The organism is Streptomyces sp. WZ-12, from assembly GCF_028898845.1.
GTDB lineage: Bacteria > Actinomycetota > Actinomycetes > Streptomycetales > Streptomycetaceae > Streptomyces.
Map to the genome: position 1 here is coordinate 1,753,159 of NZ_CP118574.1, position 15,861 is coordinate 1,769,019.

The following is a 15,861-nucleotide window of genomic DNA, read 5'->3' on the forward strand; positions in this document are numbered from 1 at the left end:
CGAGATAGACCGTCGTGGGGTGCCAGGACGTGACACCGCCCTTTCGGGAGAAATTAGGGCTGTTGACCGGCTGACTGTTGGGGATATCTCCGGAAGTCCCTCCGAGGTCTACGCCGAGTCGGTATTGCATTCTCAGACCCCCTCAAGTTCAACCGGAACCGGTGCCACAGGCACGACTTCATCCGAGATGAATTCAGCAGTGCCGGGGACATTGGTGGCGTCATTTGGTGTGGAGGACTCGATCACGAGATAAGTTGCGTTGGACGTGCCAAGCCAGTATTCGCCAATAAGGTCACCAGGGCGCCGGAATCGCGGGATGACGTAGACACCGGTCTCCCGATGACTCGTCCCATTGGACAAGAACGGATAGAAATCCGTCATCTTGTTGACGATGGTGGTCGGTGAGAACACCGACAGTGAACGGTCATCGAGGCGGAACCGTACCGGGGACGACAGATAATCCTGCCGAACCCCCTTCGAATCACGCGCCACAATGATGAGGCACCGTACCTCGTTACCGGTGTTGGTGAGTTGAAAAGTGTTGTCGGCCCCGGCCGCGTTGAGCGTCAGAATCTGGTGCCGGGTAATCGCAGCGACCGCCAACCCATCGGGCCGAGCCTGGATCGGATTGCCGTGCAAGTCCGCCGTATCCGTCTGAGCCCACGCCTCCATTACTCCGGTGACGGTAGTAATCGGCATGGTCGCCGGAACGGTGCTGTAGACCTGAGAAGCGGGCGCCATGGTGATACGAATGCGATACTGCGCACGGGCATCCGTATTCGCCAGGACCCCGGCCGTATCGCGAATCTCGGGGAACATGCGCAGCTCGAAACCGAAGTTCCCGCCGGAGTGCCCAATGTTGTGTGCTCGGGGCCCTCGTGCGGGGTCGCCGTGCCACGGAGCGCAGTACTTGTTCTGGAGATACCAGGAAAACCCGTTCATCGGGTACTTGATCGGAGACCCGTCGATGTTCTCCAGGGAAATACTCTGGATAATCGACCATGGCGCGTCATCGTGGTACTTGGCGCTACCAGCCCCGCCCGAGTTGCTAACCTGAATGCGGATTCCCCGCAGGAACCCGCCGGGCGTGATGTTGTGGACGTATTCGTGAGCGGAAGAGTCCTGAACCAGTGAAAATTGGAAGTTCTGTTCACTGTAGTGGTTGGAGCCGACGACGAACGGAACACCGCCGGTAGCGCTCATCGTGGCGCCAGGAGCCGCACCATTGGCGCCATTAGTGGCAGCGGGCATGTGAATGATCCTTTCAATACTGGAAAGCCATTGCCTTACCGAGGTGGTTCGCGAAAGAACTGTTGGCCGCCGTCAAATGAGCTGCGATGAGTCGCCAAAGGGTGCCCACCACGACGATTCCGAGAAAGGCGCCGAGTGCCGCCATGGCACTGAAGTGCGTGTGCATATTCACCTCCGTTCTGCATGACGAAGAGAAGCCCGGAAGAATGCCGGGGAAATACTTTTAGGGAAGGCCCCGCGGCCCAGGGTACTACGCGATCCGAGAAATGTACGCAAGCCTTTTTCTGCGATGAATGATGAGGAATTCTCGGGGCTCAAGAGACATCAACACTTCGGTGTACTTACGCCGCCCGCCGATAATCTCGGCAACTCGCTTTGCTTCATCCTCATCACTGGGCAGAAATGCGACTGACCAGGTTGGCTCTGAATGCATGTAGCGGGATACGTACCGAGGTCGCTGTGTTGTCGCGACAATCGTGATTCCTAGGGACCGCGCCTCTCGCCAATACTTCGTGATGAAGGGTTGAAGGCGTAGGTCCTGTTCGACGTAGGCGATTTCGTCGAAAGCGACGATGGTATTCGCGTCCGGTTTCCAGGTTTCCGCGAGAACTTCGTAGATTGCTTTGCGCTGCTGCTGAACACCTTCAGCGAGCCCCGTTGCTTTGGGCCAGAATATGACGCGTTCTTCACCGTAGGACGGTGGCCATGTGCGACGCATTTTCCACTCACCGCTTCTCGTGAGTCGCGTCATGGTCGAATCCGCTGGCTTCGTCGCGATAATCACCGCGTTCGCGCCGCTACGTCGGGCCCGTTGGTCGATGATGTGCGTCATGAAGAAGGATTTCCCGGAACCCGTCGGCCCGAGAATCGCCAAGTGTTCAGGCTCCCATTTCCCGCCCGGCCACCCCCATGAGCCGATGAACTCGGGCCCGAGTTCAGACCACGGGACTCGTTCCGGCGGCATCGTCACCCCCGTTCTCGAAGCGAGAGGTGATGTGGTGCATCCGCACCGCTTGAAGAACCGGTGTGACGTGCATGAGCAGTGGAATTACCCTGCCCATGTCGGCGGTCCGCGTGAGGTACTTCCGCGCCCATTCGCTTTTCATGGCCAGCGCCGCGAGATCTTCAGCGATCAAAGGCGCCTGTTGCCCGAGAACTCCGGCACATACGTCGTCACGAGTTCCCCAAAAGATAGCAGCGAGTTGCATGAACGCCTGCAATTGGTCGCGAATCTCCGCCTCAATCGACGCATTCGACCGCCGACCGCGCCCCTTCTTCGACTTCTCTCCTGGCTTCGGTTCTTTAGGTGCTGCTTTCGGCTCTGATTCGAGAACATCGAACTCAATTTGTGGTATCGACATGGCTCCCCCGGATCGGGCGGCGAGTGCTTACACTCAAAGCATGCCAGCGAATTCGAGAAATCGGCAGGAGTGTTCCCACCCACCCATGCCGGTGTCCGCGTTTCCGCTGGTCAGAGGGAGAAAACACAGGGTGCCTCACGGCCCCACGGCTGTCCGGAAAAGGCAGGGAATCCCATGGCACGTTTGAGCGCCGAAGAAAAAGCACTTCTTAAGCGATTGATGGAGGAAGCAGAACAGGAACAGAACGAGGCCGAACCCGAAGAGATTGCTGACCAGGTGGACGATGCCGGAACGGAGGAGATCATCGTTTTCCGGGGAAACGCGGCGGCGTTCAAAAAGGCTTTCGGCTTCGCGGTACCAGAATCCCCGAAAAATGAAGACACTGCGAAGGAATCGCCCGAGGAAACCGCCGAAGCCGAAGCGGAACCCGAGCGGAAGAAGGAACCGAAGGCGCCGAGTAGGAGCCGTTACTTTGGCTGACTCCGTCGTACAAGCGATCCTTGACGCCACCAAAGACCCCCACGTGCGGGAATCCATGCTGCTTGGTTCTCGACTGGAGTCGAGTTGGAATCCGGGCGCAGTTGGCGACAACGGCACGTCCTTCGGGCCCTACCAGATCCACCTGCCCGCACACCCCGGCGTCACGGCCGCCCAAGCGCAGAACCCCGCATGGGCGACTCGGTACATGCTCAGTGCCTACCAGCGGGGAGCCGCAGCACAGCCCGAGTCCCTGTGGCGCTCCAACCCTGAGAGGGCCGCAGAGCAAGCTGCGGTGGCTGCTGAAGCCCCCGCAGAGCCCTACTACTCCGGCCGGGGCGCCGAGAGCGTGCACGCGGCCTGGAGGGCCACGGTGGGAGCCCTGGGGGGTCACGCACCCGCCGACGGAGCACCGCCAGGAGGGGGCGGTCCTGGCGCCACGTCGGCGCAGAACGCGGGGCTCTTCGACTTCGGGATAGGCGGACTCATTTCCGCGATTGCCGTGCCGTTCGCGATGATTGCACAGCCTTTCGCGGAAATAGGTACGCTGCTTACGTGGTGGTGGACCAATCGCATGAAAGTCGCGTTCATCGCGGTGGGTGTCGTCTTCTTCATCATCGGACTGGTTTTCTTCGCAAAGGACAACCTATGAAGTTCAGAATCAAGGCAGGGGCAGAGGTCGATTTCCTCACGAAGGATGAACTAAATCAGGTACTCACCGACCAACTAGGCCCATGGCGGGGTGGAGTCCGATACAAGCGCATCCCCTACTCCGGACCGCTCCCCGCAACCGTCGGTGCCCCCGAAAGCGGCTACGTCTGGTCAGTGCGGCTCCTGTCCGCCACGTTCGATGAACACAGTCCCCTACGAGTCTTCACACAATCTCTCGAAACCTCCTCGCTGGTCGGAATAGAGCGGGGTGACGAGACAGAACACGTCATGCGCTGGCAAGACAACCAAGTCATTCTCTTCGGTACACAACCGCTCATCGTGACTGGATTGGGCGAAGCCCGACACGTCACCGGGCTCGTACACGTGGCTGAGGTACCCGTAGGGCGGGAATGGCAACTGTGACGACGGGCCGGGAATACGGGATGGGAACATAGTGTTCGCCAATGTCATATGCCCCCGGCCCTTGACCAACTCATGGTCAACCGGCCACGTTTTATTTAAGCGACATCCCGCTACCGGCGGGTTAGACTTGGACGCGTGTTCGAGTAAATGCGAGTACATGGGGGATTCACGTGCTGTCTGAAATTCCAATCGAAACCGTGCCGGAGAACGAGGTACCCACCGGTCGGGGACGCCCCGGCCCCAGCCTCCCCACCTGGCTACTGGAAAGCATCTCCGCCAGCGCCCAAAAGGGTGCGTGGCTCTCCGCAAAGTTCGAGACGGCCGAACAGGCCGAAGAACTCGCGAAGCTACTCCAGTACGTCAACCGCTCCACCCGCTTCGCCTACCACGTCGCCACGCGCCGTGACGAAACCGCCGAAGGGCACCGCGTCCTGTTCAAGGCCGAGCACGACATGGGTGAGTCCAATGGTTGAGGCAACCCTCATCCTGCGGGCAGAGCTGTACCGAGAAGCTGACGACACGTTCAGCGTCGAAATCGTCGATCCAGTCACAGGAAAAACCGAGCGCCAACCGATTCCCGCTCAGTATGCCGCGATGCTCCCCCAGGTAATCGCCATGCTCCGTTAAGTACGTGCGCCACCAACGCCCCGACCCCGCGTCGGGGCGTTCCGCGTTTCCGGACCAATAACGAGGGAATATCGTGCCTAGTCTTTCGCCAATCACCGAACAGGGCTCACTAGTAGACGGGACTGCATTCGGCGCACCCGGACAACAGGTCTGGGCGATCCAATTCCCGCCGGACAACCGGCCCAGGTCCTTCTATCGGATAGCGATCAACCCACCTAGCGGCATCCCGCCGAACACCACACTTGAACTCCGCAATGACTCCGTGATGATTTCCGGGGCGCCGAGCGCCACCACACGAGAATTCGAGCCGTACCACAAGGTTTCCATCCCGCCGGGTACCCGCCTCTACCTCGTGTGGCTCACTGACGCGGGCGTGAATCCACCCGTGGCGACGCTCTTCACCGAACTTGAGGGGTTGATCTGATGCCCTGGGGCGAAGGGACTCAACGCGCCTTTGACTCATTGCATGTGTACGACGCTGGTGGGAAGTTGGTGGCGCACATCGATGGGGAGGGCAACGCTCACTTCGAGACAGTTACCGTGAGGGCAGGGCGGTTGCGTCGCATGTGGCGACGATTGCGAGGAAAGAAGCTTCCCCAAGTTGGGTAAAACTCTTCGGAATTGGGGACATGGTCGATAGAATTAGAGCATGACGGATGCTGAAATCCCCGAACTGGCCGAGATTTTCGCTCCCCGCACCATCGGACCCACACTCATCGTAGAAGGCTTCGGAGCCAAACTCACCGTGGAACGCGGACAGTTGGCCATCCACGATGGCTTCGGCCCCCACCGCCGCACCAACCAACTCTCCCGAATCGAACGGAGAGTGAAACGCATCATCATCAAAGCCGTTGACGGTTACCTCACCATCGACGCGATGAAGTGGTGCAAAGACGTGGGAATCAGCGTCATCATGCTCGATCCAGCCGGAGATGTCCTTATGACATCTCCGGCTGACACCTACTACGAAGGCCGGCTGCACCGAGCACAAGCACTCGGCAGCATCGAAGCCGTGCGGTACATCATGGATCGCAAAATCACCGGACAGTACGAGGTCAGCGGACACCCCCGGATCAAAGACCACTTGATCCGGCTGCAACACGACGTAGACACCATCCCCGAAATTACCGCGATCGAAGCCAAGACCAGCCGCTACTACTGGGCCAGCATCAGGGGCACCCAGGTCAAGTTCCGTGGCGACGTGCCCGAACACTGGACGACATTCCAAACACGCTCCTCCGCATTGCAGTACGCAGGGAAGACACCACGTAAGGCTGTAACCCCGTTCAACGCACTGTTGAACCTTGGCTACTCGATTGGCTACGCCGAAGCACGGCTAGCCTGCCACGCCTTAGGACTCGACACGGAACTAGGGCTGCTGCACCGCCCCAAGGAACACAAGTCACACAGCATGGCTCTGGACCTAGTGGAAGTCGCCCGGCCTCACGTAGACCAGATGGTTCTTGATCTGGTCACAGAACGAGTCTTCACTCGTCGCGACTTCCACGAAACCAACGAGGGTCAATGCACGGTGGGAAGCCCACTTGATCGCGAAGTCATCGAACAGGCGCGAGAAGCGGTCAAGGAGCCGCTAGCCGAAGCCGCTGAAGACGTTACGCACATACTTGCGGAATCGTGTGACACTAAGATCAAAAAGCGGACGCCCCTCACAAGGCGGACCCTCAAAGCTACACATTGAGTGGGCAGGTTACGCGTATCAGCTTCGGGTAACTCCCTGATTCGGTACGGTACTTGAATGAACGCCTTGGATGACTACGACACCCTTGTGCATGACTTGATTCGACGCACCGAAGCAGCGGTAGACGTGATTGCCCCCATCGCAGTGGACACGGGAATTACGTTTCAAATCGAGGACATCGTTCGGAAGGTGGAGGATGGCCTGCCGCCCGACTACCCGGAAGCCGCGATCGGCAACGATTGGACACGCCGGGACGTGATCGCCGCCATGGCCCGGGATCTGTTCTCGGGCGACATGTACGACGACTGAACCTAAGCGGCACACCCCGAACGGCCACCCTCACAGAGGGTGGCCGTTCGCATGCCCCGGAGCGCCAGAGTCGTTGACGTACGCAACGATCGGACAGAATCTGGGGTCTCTCTCTACTCCCCCTCCCGTGAGTGGGTGGGAAGACGGGTGAGTGGGGGCTAACCATCGTGGCCCTCTGACCGTCAGGACCTGTCATTCTGGTGATGGTCGTTGCTCGTCACCTGACGGTCACCACTCAACCCAGAGGCCCGAGTTGACCTACTGGCAGGAGGCACCAGCCACCGTTTTTTCACCCATCCCACGGGAGGGGACGGGCCGGAGGGGCAGGGCGTTCGGACGTAAAGCGAAGCAGTCCGAACGCCCTGCCCCGGAGGCCCGTCACCGCACCCCGACAGCCCCGCGCAGCGGACAACTCAGCCCGCGCTGCAGGCGCAAAGGACAGCAACCCCCACGGCGGGACAGCCGACAACGTGCGGCGCCGACCCATGGGCATCGCGGCGCACCAATGCCGCATAGCGGCCATCCGCGGCCAACAGCTCGTCGTGGGTGCCGCGTTCGGCGATCCGACCGTCGTCGAGGACGACGATCTGGTCGGCGTCCCGGACGGTGGAGAGGCGGTGCGCGATGGTGAGGGTGGTGCGGCCCTCGGAGAGCGCGTCGATGGCCTTCTGGACGGCGTGTTCCGTGCGGGTGTCCAGCGCGCTGGTGGCCTCGTCCAGGACGAGGACCGGTGGGTCGCGCAGGATGGTGCGGGCGATGGCCAGGCGCTGCTTCTCGCCGCCGGAGAAGCGGTAGCCGCGTTCGCTGACGACGGTGTCGTAGCCGTTGGGGAGCGCCGCGATGTGGTCGTGGATCTGGGCGGTCCGGGCGGCCCGTTCGATCTCCTCGTCGGTGGCGTCCGGCTTGGCGAAGCGGAGGTTCTCGGCGACCGAGGCGTGGAAGAGGTAGGTCTCTTGGGAGACCACGCCGACCGCGCCGGCCAGGGTCTCGAAGTCGAGGTCACGGACGTCGGTGCCGTCGAGGGTGACCCGGCCGCCGGTGACGTCGTACAGGCGCGGGACGAGGTAGCTCAGGGTGGTCTTGCCGCTGCCGGTCGGGCCGACGACGGCGAGGCTGCTGCCGGCCGGGACGGTCAGGTCGATGCCGTCGAGGGTGGGGGCGACCTCCGGGTCGTAGCCGAAGGAGACGCCCTCGAAGCGGATCTCGCCGCGCGGGGCGGGCAGTTGGACCGGCGCGGCGGGTTCGGTGATGGTGACCGGCAGGTCGAGGTACTCGAAGATGCGCTGGAAGAGCGCGAGCGAGGTCTGCATGTCGACGCCGGTGGACAGCAGGGAGACGGTGGGGCGCAGCAGGCCCTGCTGGAGGGTGACGAAGGCGACCAGGGTGCCCAGGGAGAAGGCGGGGCCGCCGAGTTGGAGGACCAGGCCGGCGGCCCAGTAGATGAGCGCGGGCATGGCGGCCATGACGATGCCGATGGTGGCCATCCGCCAGCGGCCGGCCATGCTGGCGCGGACCTCCAGGTCGACCAGGCGCTCGGACTCGGTGGCGAAGTCCTTGGTGAGGGAGTCGGCCCGGCCCATGGTGCGGCCGAGCAACACCCCGCTGACCGACAGCGACTCGGTGACCATCGCGGACATCGTGGCCATCTGCTTCTGCCGCTTGGTGGTGATCTTCTTGCGTTCGTTGCCGACCCGACGGCTGACCCAGACGAAGACCGGGAGCAGGAGCAGCGAGACGACGGTCAGCCGCCAGTCGAGGGCGACCATGGCGACGACGGTGGCGACGACGGAGGTCAGGTTGGAGACCAGGGACGTCGCGGTGGAGGTGACGGTGGCCTGCATCCCGCCGATGTCGTTGGCGATCCGGGACTGGACCTCGCCGGTGCGGGTGCGGGTGAAGAACGCCAGCGGCATCCGCTGGAGCTTGGCGTAGACGGCGGTGCGCAGGTCGTGCATGACGCGCTGGCCGACGGTGGTGGAGATCAGGGTCTGCAGGACGCCGAAGACGCTGGTGGTGACCGCGGTGGCGATCATGCCGAGGGCGAGCAGGGTGAGCAGGCCGGTGCGCCGGTCGGGTATGGCGACGTCCAGGACCTCCCGGAGGAGGAAGGGGGAGGCCACCGAGACCAGGGAGGACGCGGCGACGAGCAGGCCGACCAGAGCCAGCCGGGCGCGGTAGGGCCGGAACAGCGCGAGGATCCGGCGGAGTTGGACCGGGGCGTCGGGGTCCTTGGGCGGCGGGGTCCAGTCCGGTGCGGGCGGTTCGGGACGCATGGGCTCCTTCGAGGGGGCGGGAACCAGAAGGCTGGGCGGATGGGAACTTTGCCGAGCTTAGCTCATTGTTACCTATACTCACAATGAATCTTGTCCTGTACCCTGGGGCCATGTCCTCCCCCGAGCCGTCGGTCAGCGCCAACGTCGCCGAGCAACTGGTGCGACTGACCCGTCGGATGCACCGCAGCCAGAAGCGCCACATGGCCGACCTGGATCTCGCGTTCACCCCCGCGCAGTCCCGTCTGCTGCGGATCGTCGGCCACTGCCACGACGCCCCGCCGCGGATGGCCGACCTCGCCGAGCGGCTGGAGGTGGTGCCCCGCGCGGTGACGACGCTGGTGGACGCGCTGGAGGCGAACGGCGCGGTGCGCCGGGTGCCCGATCCGACCAACCGCCGGGTGGTGCGGATCGAGCTGACCGACACCGGCCGGTCCGCGCTGCGGGCGTTGCGCGGCGCCCGTCGGGCCGCCGCGGAGGAGATCCTGGCTCCACTCACCGCCGAACAGCGCGCGGAGCTCGGCGGCCTGCTGTCCACCCTCGTCGACGGTCCGGGCGAACCGCACTGACGGGGCCGCCCGGCCCGCCGCACTGACGCACCGTCAACCGGAGGTCACCGTGCCCCTGCTGGAGCCCACCCCCGAGGCCCTGCGGCCCACCGCGACCCGGCCCGCATCCGACCGGGTGCCCGAGCGGCTGGCGGGCGGCACTCCGGAACCGTTGCGCGGCGACCTGATCGCCCTGCTCGGCGCGGACAAGGTGCGGCACGGGGTCTCCGACCTGGTCCGGTACGCCTCCGACGCCAGCCCCTACCGCTTCCTCCCGCAGGTCGTGGTGATCGCCGAGACCGCCGACGACATCGCGGCGGTCTTCGGCTACGCCCGCGCGCACGGCCGCCACGTGGTCTTCCGGGCCGCCGGCACCTCGCTCAACGGCCAGGCGCAGGGCGAGGACATCCTCGTCGACGTGCGCCGGCACTGGTCCGGCATCGAGGTGCTGGACGACGGCGCCCGGGCCAGGATCCGGCCCGGCACCACCGTCCTGCGGGCCAACGCCACGCTCGCCCGGTACGGCCGGCTGCTCGGCCCCGACCCGGCCAGCGCCATCGCCTGCACGGTGGGCGGCGTGGTCGCCAACAACGCCTCCGGCATGACCGCCGGCACCACCCGCAACTCCTACCGCACGCTGTCCTCGCTGACCCTCGTGCTGCCGTCCGGCACCGTCGTCGACACCGCCCGGCCGGACGCCGACGCCCATCTGGCCCGGGCCGAACCGGTGCTCTGCACCGAGCTGTTGGCCCTCAAGGCGGAGATCGAGGCGGACCCTGAGCTGGTCGCCCGGATCCGCGCCAAGTACGCGCTCAAGAACACCAACGGCTACCGCCTGGACGCCCTCCTCGACGGGCGGACGCCGACGGAGATCCTGCGCGGCCTGATGGTCGGCTCCGAGGGCACCCTCGGCTTCATCGCCGAGACGGTCTTCACGACCCTGCCGCTGGACCGGTGCACCTCCACCGCGCTGCTGTTCTTCCCCACCCTGGCCGCCGCGGCGAGGGCCGTCCCGCGCTTCAACGAGGCCGGCGCCCGGGCCGTGGAGCTGATGGACGGCAACACCCTGCGCGCGTCGGTCAGCGTGGCCGGAGTGCCCGCGGACTGGGCGGAGTTGCCCAAGGAGACCGCTGCGCTGCTGGTGGAGTTCCGGGCGCCGGACGAGGCCGCGCAGCGGGCCCGGGAAGAGGCGGCGGCCGGGGTGTTGGCGGGGCTGGAGCTGGTCGCCCCGGTGCCGTCGGTCGACAACGCCTTCACCCGGGACGCGGCCACCATCACCGGCTACTGGAAGGCTCGCAAGGCGTTCGTCACCGCGGTGGGCGGCTCCCGGCCCTCCGGCACGACGCTGATCACCGAGGACTTCGCGGTGCCGCCGGCCCGGCTCGCCGACGCCTGCACGGCGCTGCTGGAGCTCCAGGCCCGGCACGGCTTCGACGCGGCGGTCGCCGGGCACGCCGCCCACGGCAACCTGCACTTCCTGCTCGCCTTCGACGCCGGCGACCCCGACGACGTGGCCCGCTACGCCGCCTTCATGGACGACTTCTGCCGGCTGACCGTCGAGCGCTTCGACGGCTCCCTCAAGGCCGAGCACGCCACCGGCCGGAACATCGCGCCGTTCCTGGAGCTCGAATGGGGGCCGCGGGCCACCGAGTTGATGTGGCGGATCAAGGAGATCGTGGACCCGCGGGGCATCCTCGCCCCGCGGATCCTCCTCGACCGTGATCCGCGGGCGCACCTGCGCGGGCTGAAGACCATCCCGCAGGTCGAGGCGCTCGCCGACCCCTGCATCGAGTGCGGTTTCTGCGAACCGACCTGCCCCAGCGAGGACCTGACCACCACGCCCCGCCAACGCATCGTGCTGCGCCGCGAGATGCTGCGCCAGCCGCCCCGCTCCGCCGTCAACGACGCCCTGCTGGCCGCCTACGGCTATGACGCGGTCGACACCTGCGCCGGCGACTCCACCTGCAAACTGGCCTGCCCGGTCGGCATCGACACCGGCGCGCTGATGAAGGACTTCCGGCACCGGCGGCACTCCCCGCGCGAGGAGCGGATGGCCGAGCGGACCGCCCGGCACTTCGCCGTCGTCGAGCGGGCCGCCCGGCTGGCGGTGGCCGCCGCGGACCGGCTCGACGACCGCCTGTTGACCTCGCTGACCGGCGCCGCCCGTAAGGCCGTCCGCCCCGATCTGGTACCGGAGTGGCTGCCCCAACTCCCCGGCGCGGCGGCCCGCCGCCTGCCCGCGACCCGCCGGCCGGGCGCCGCCGCCGTGTACTACCCGGCCTGCGTCAACCGGATCTTCGGCGGCCCCACCGACCACCACGGCCCGTCCCTCCCCGAGGCCGTGGTGGCGCTCGCCCGCCGGGCCGACCGCCCGGTCTGGATCCCCCCGGACACCACCGGCACCTGCTGCGCCACCATCTGGCACTCCAAGGGCTACGAGCGGGGCAACCGCCTGATGGCCAACCGCGTCGTCGAGGCGGCCTGGGGCTGGACGGCCGGCGGCCAACTCCCGCTGATCGTGGACGCGTCCTCCTGCGCCCTGGGCCTGGCCCGCGAAGTCGTCCCCTACCTCACGCCGCCCAACCGCGCGCTGCACGCCGAACTGACCGTCGTCGACTCGATCGTCTGGGCCACGGAGCTCCTCCCCCACCTGGAGATCGGGCGCACCCTCGGCTCCGCCGTCCTCCACCCCACCTGTTCCATGCAGCACTTGGGGGACGAGGAGCAGTTGCGGCGGGTCGCCGAGGCGTGCGCCGACGAGGTGGTGGTGCCGGACGACGCGGGCTGCTGCGCGTTCGCCGGCGACCGCGGCATGCTCCACCCGGAACTCACCGAGTCCGCCACCGCGAGGGAGGCCGCGGAGGTCACCGCCCGCCACTTCGACGCCCACCTCTCGGCCAACCGCATGTGCGAGATCGGCATGGACCACGCCACGGGGGGCCGCGGCTACCGCTCGGCCCTCCTGGCGCTGGAGTGGGCGACACGGCCGGGACACTCCAGCCCGTCCGGAGGGTGAGGGCGAGCGGGCGTCAGCGAGCGATGTGCAGCGCCACCGCGCCGTGCGCCGGCACCGTGATCGCCGCCGAGCCGTCCCCGCCCACGCTCACCGTGTGCCCAGCGCACGCCGACGGATCCGCCGCGACCACGTCACAGTACGTGCCGGCCGGCAACGACGTCGCGAACGTCCGCTTCACCTCCCCGTCCCCGCCGTTGAGGGCGACGAACCCCGTCGACCCCCGCCCGAACGCGATCGCGTTGCCCCCGTTGTCCCACCAGTTGGTCAGCCCCGCCGACCCCACCGCATTACGGAACCCCACCATCCCGGTGATCTCCCGCTTGGCGTGCTCGTCGGTCCACCCGGAACTGCCCGACGGCGGCGGGCCGGCGTCCTTGTCGGTCCAGGTGTAGCCGGAGTAGACGTTGGGCGAGCCGTACGGCGAGGCGAGCATGAAGACGTTGGCCAGGGTGTAGGCCGCGCCGTCCTTGTAGCTGAGGGTGGAGCCGTTCCGCTCGGTGTCCCAATTGTCGACGAACGTACGGGCGTTGTCGCTGCCCAGTTTGCCATCGGCGACGGACTTCAGCTGGGCGAGGTTGCCGCCCTGGAAGGCGCTCTTGAGGTGGGTGCCGTAGCGGAACTCGTCGACGTCGCCGGTGCCGGTGTACTCGTCGGGCTGGACGGCCTCGTTGGCGCCGTAGACGACCTCCTGCACCCAGTAGCCGGGGTCCTTCATCTTGCCCTTGATGGCGGCGAGGTCGGTGGCGGCGATGTGCTTGGCGGCATCGATCCGGAAGCCGTCCGCGCCCAACGACCGCAGGTCGTCGAGGTACTTGGCGAGGGTGGTCCGGACGTAGTCGCTGCCGGTGTCGAGGTCGGCGAGGCCGACCAGTTCGCAGTTCTGGACGTCGGAGCGGTTGGTGTAGTCGGAGATCGGCTTGCGGCAGGTGTGGAAGTCCCAGTCCTGGTAGTAGCCGGGGTAGTTGTACTTGGTGTACTGGGTACCGCCGGTGCCGGTCCCGGAGCCGGCCGACATGTGGTTGATGACGGCGTCGGCGATGACCTTGACGCCGGCGCCGTGGCAGGCGTTGACCATCGAGGCGAACGCGGTGCGGTCCCCGAGCCGGCCGGCGATCTTGTAGCTGACCGGCTGGTACGACGTCCACCACTGGTCGCCCTGGATGTGCTCGCTGGCGGGTGAGACCTCCACGTAGCCGTAGCCGGCCGGGCCCAGTTGGTCGGTGCAGGCCCGGGCGACGTCCGCGTACTTCCACTCGAAGAGGGTGGCGGTGACGGTCCGGTCGCCTGGTGGGGTGGCCTGCGAGGGCCAGGGGGCCAGGACGGTCAGGCCGACCGCGGTCACCATCCCGGTCAGCGCCCCGCCCAGAACACGGGCCCGGCGTCGGGCCGTTGGGCTTCCGGGTCGCCGTGCGGGGCGGCTCCTGCGTCGCTGCATCGTTGCGGCTCCTTCGTCATGGGGCACGGGGACCGCGCCCACGAGAGCAGCCACGCGCCAGGCCGCCATGGGGGGATTTCCGTTCCGGAGCCTGCCTTTTCGTGCGTGGACACGTCAAGGTTTTCGGCAAGGCTTTTCAGGCTCTTGCGAAAGACACCGGCCGTGCCGGGCGGAGCGCCGCGCCGCGCCCTCGACGGCCGGGCACGCGCCCCGGTGCGAAAAGTCCAGCTACGCGCACCAGGAGTCCAATGTGCCCTCTTGTGCCCCAGGCCGCCCAACCGTCAAGGTCCTCACCGAGGTTCACGACTGTCCCGCGTACGATCCGCTCCCTTGGAGGACCGATGCACGAGGCACCACCGCAGAACCAGGAGCCCGAGGAGACCGGCCCCAGCCGCCGCTCGGTGCTGTGGACCGCCGGCGCGGCGGGCGCCGCCGGGCTGGGGCTCGCCGCTCTCGGCACCGGCCCGGCGGCCGCGGCCGCACCCGGCGCGGACGGCACCGCCGAGGCCGCAGCGACCGCCCCGAAGCCGCAGGGCAAGACCATGATCGGGGTGCCGTTCGCGCCGCGCAGCACGGTGCGGGTCGGCATCATCGGCCTCGGCAACCGGGGCGACAGCATGATCGACCTCTTCCTGGCGGTCCCGCACGTCCGCGTGGTGGCGCTCTGCGACCCGGTGAAGGAGAAGGTCGCCAGGGCCGTCGCCAAGGTGACCAAGGCCGGCCAACCCGCCCCGGCCGTCTACACCAACGGGGACCACGACTTCGAAAACCTCTGTCGGCGCACCGACATCGACTTCGTCTACGCGGCGACGCCCTGGGACCGGCACTTCGAGATGGCGAAGACCGCCCTGCTCAACGGCAAGCACGTGGGCACCGAATGCCCGCTGGCGCTGCGGCTGGACCAGCTCTGGGAACTGGTGGACCTCTCGGAGCGCACCCGCAGACACTGCCTGCAGTTGGAGAACTGCTGTTACGGCAGAAACGAGATGCGGGTGCTGCGGATGGCGCACGCCGGCCTCTTCGGCGAACTGCTGCACGGCGCCGGGGCGTACCTCCACGACCTGCGGGGCCTGATGTTCGACCCGACGTACTACGAGGGGCCCTGGCGCCGGCTGTGGCACACCCGGCTGCGCGGCGACCTCTACCCCACCCACGGCTTCGGTCCGGTCGCCAGCTACATGGACGTCAACCGCGGCGACCGGGTGGTGCGGATCGCCAGCTTCGGCACGCCCGCGCTGGGCCTGGCCGCGTACCGCAAGCAGCACATGCCGCCCGGCGACCCGAGTTGGCGGGAGTCGTACGTCGAGAGCGACCGGACGATCAGCCTGGTGCAGACGGCCAAGGGCCGGGTGATCCGGCTGGAGCACGACGTCTCCACCCCGCACCCGTACAGCCGGATCAACAGCCTCGGCGGGACCAAGGGGGTCTTCGAGGACTATCCCGAGCGGATCTATCTGGAGCCGGACCAGGGCAACGACGAGTGGGGCGACTTCGGCAAGTACGCCGAGTGGGACCACTGGTTGTGGAAGGAGCACGCCAACCCGCCCGGCGGCCACGGCGGGATGGACTACATGCTGGTCTTCCGGCTGACCCAGTGCCTGCGCCTCGGCCTGGTACCGGACTTCGACGTCTACGACGCGGCGACCTGGTCCGCACCGGTGCCGCTGAGCGACCGCTCGCTGAGGGCGAAGGGCATGCCGCAGGAGATCCCGGACTTCACCCGCGGGCTGTGGCACAAGGCGCGGCCCGGGATGGACTCGCCCAAACCGACCGAGTAACGGGGGACTTGCCCCC

Annotated in this window: 14 protein-coding genes; 8 read left to right on the forward strand and 6 right to left on the reverse strand. The window is 66.5% G+C overall.

Features of this window, described 5'->3' with window-relative positions; genetic code table 11:
• Positions 1-132: 132 nt before the first annotated feature.
• The 4 genes from PV796_RS07540 to PV796_RS07555 all read right to left on the reverse strand — a co-directional run bounded on the left by PV796_RS07540 (position 133) and on the right by PV796_RS07555 (position 2,612).
• On the reverse strand, positions 133-1,251 hold the full coding sequence (locus tag PV796_RS07540; RefSeq protein ID WP_274912143.1) for a hypothetical protein: 1,119 nt from the start codon (positions 1,249-1,251) through the stop codon (positions 133-135).
• 13 nt (positions 1,252-1,264) lie between these two features.
• Positions 1,265-1,417 carry a hypothetical protein gene (locus PV796_RS07545; RefSeq protein ID WP_274912144.1) on the reverse strand — a complete coding sequence of 51 codons (153 nt, stop codon included), beginning with the start codon at positions 1,415-1,417 and terminating at the stop codon, positions 1,265-1,267.
• Between the two features lie 84 nt (positions 1,418-1,501).
• Positions 1,502-2,215 (reverse strand): ATP-binding protein, encoded by a 714-nt coding sequence (locus PV796_RS07550; RefSeq protein ID WP_274918897.1) that lies wholly within the window; start codon positions 2,213-2,215, stop codon positions 1,502-1,504.
• Positions 2,187-2,612, reverse strand: coding sequence for a hypothetical protein (locus PV796_RS07555; RefSeq protein ID WP_274912145.1), 426 nt, complete (start codon positions 2,610-2,612; stop codon positions 2,187-2,189). The genes PV796_RS07550 and PV796_RS07555 overlap by 29 nt, the downstream gene beginning before the upstream one ends.
• A gap of 174 nt (positions 2,613-2,786) precedes the next feature.
• On the opposite strand from PV796_RS07555, the gene PV796_RS07560 reads away from it, so the two are divergent.
• The 5 genes from PV796_RS07560 to PV796_RS07580 all read left to right on the forward strand — a co-directional run bounded on the left by PV796_RS07560 (position 2,787) and on the right by PV796_RS07580 (position 6,798).
• On the forward strand, positions 2,787-3,092 hold the full coding sequence (locus tag PV796_RS07560; RefSeq protein ID WP_274912146.1) for a hypothetical protein: 306 nt from the start codon (positions 2,787-2,789) through the stop codon (positions 3,090-3,092).
• The gene (locus PV796_RS07565; RefSeq protein WP_274912147.1) at positions 3,085-3,741 is read left to right on the forward strand and encodes a hypothetical protein; all 657 of its coding nucleotides are present in this window, start codon (positions 3,085-3,087) and stop codon (positions 3,739-3,741) included. Before PV796_RS07560 ends, PV796_RS07565 begins: the two co-directional genes overlap by 8 nt.
• 592 nt (positions 3,742-4,333) lie before the next feature.
• A complete protein-coding gene (locus tag PV796_RS07570; protein ID WP_274912148.1) occupies positions 4,334-4,636 on the forward strand; it encodes a hypothetical protein in 303 nt (100 codons plus the stop codon).
• An 803-nt stretch (positions 4,637-5,439) separates the two neighbouring features.
• On the forward strand, positions 5,440-6,489 hold the full coding sequence (cas1, locus tag PV796_RS07575) for a CRISPR-associated endonuclease Cas1 (RefSeq protein WP_274912149.1): 1,050 nt from the start codon (positions 5,440-5,442) through the stop codon (positions 6,487-6,489).
• 57 nt (positions 6,490-6,546) lie between these two features.
• Positions 6,547-6,798 carry a hypothetical protein gene (locus tag PV796_RS07580; RefSeq protein ID WP_274912150.1) on the forward strand — a complete coding sequence of 84 codons (252 nt, stop codon included), beginning with the start codon at positions 6,547-6,549 and terminating at the stop codon, positions 6,796-6,798.
• 413 nt (positions 6,799-7,211) lie between these two features.
• Here the strand turns inward: PV796_RS07580 and PV796_RS07585 are convergent, their stop codons facing one another.
• Positions 7,212-9,071, reverse strand: coding sequence for an ABC transporter ATP-binding protein (locus PV796_RS07585; protein WP_274912151.1), 1,860 nt, complete (start codon positions 9,069-9,071; stop codon positions 7,212-7,214).
• A 110-nt stretch (positions 9,072-9,181) separates the two neighbouring features.
• Between PV796_RS07585 and PV796_RS07590 the strand changes: the two genes are divergently transcribed.
• Both PV796_RS07590 and PV796_RS07595 read left to right on the forward strand, forming a co-directional pair.
• Positions 9,182-9,637 (forward strand): MarR family winged helix-turn-helix transcriptional regulator, encoded by a 456-nt coding sequence (locus PV796_RS07590; RefSeq protein ID WP_274912152.1) that lies wholly within the window; start codon positions 9,182-9,184, stop codon positions 9,635-9,637.
• A gap of 49 nt (positions 9,638-9,686) precedes the next feature.
• The gene (locus PV796_RS07595; RefSeq protein WP_274912153.1) at positions 9,687-12,632 is read left to right on the forward strand and encodes an FAD-binding and (Fe-S)-binding domain-containing protein; all 2,946 of its coding nucleotides are present in this window, start codon (positions 9,687-9,689) and stop codon (positions 12,630-12,632) included.
• Positions 12,633-12,645: 13 nt separating this feature from the next.
• Here the strand turns inward: PV796_RS07595 and PV796_RS07600 are convergent, their stop codons facing one another.
• Positions 12,646-14,067, reverse strand: coding sequence for an alpha-amylase (locus PV796_RS07600; protein ID WP_446750568.1), 1,422 nt, complete (start codon positions 14,065-14,067; stop codon positions 12,646-12,648).
• Between the two features lie 341 nt (positions 14,068-14,408).
• On the opposite strand from PV796_RS07600, the gene PV796_RS07605 reads away from it, so the two are divergent.
• The gene (locus PV796_RS07605) at positions 14,409-15,845 is read left to right on the forward strand and encodes a Gfo/Idh/MocA family protein (protein WP_274912154.1); all 1,437 of its coding nucleotides are present in this window, start codon (positions 14,409-14,411) and stop codon (positions 15,843-15,845) included.
• The last annotated feature ends 16 nt before the right edge of the window (positions 15,846-15,861 follow it).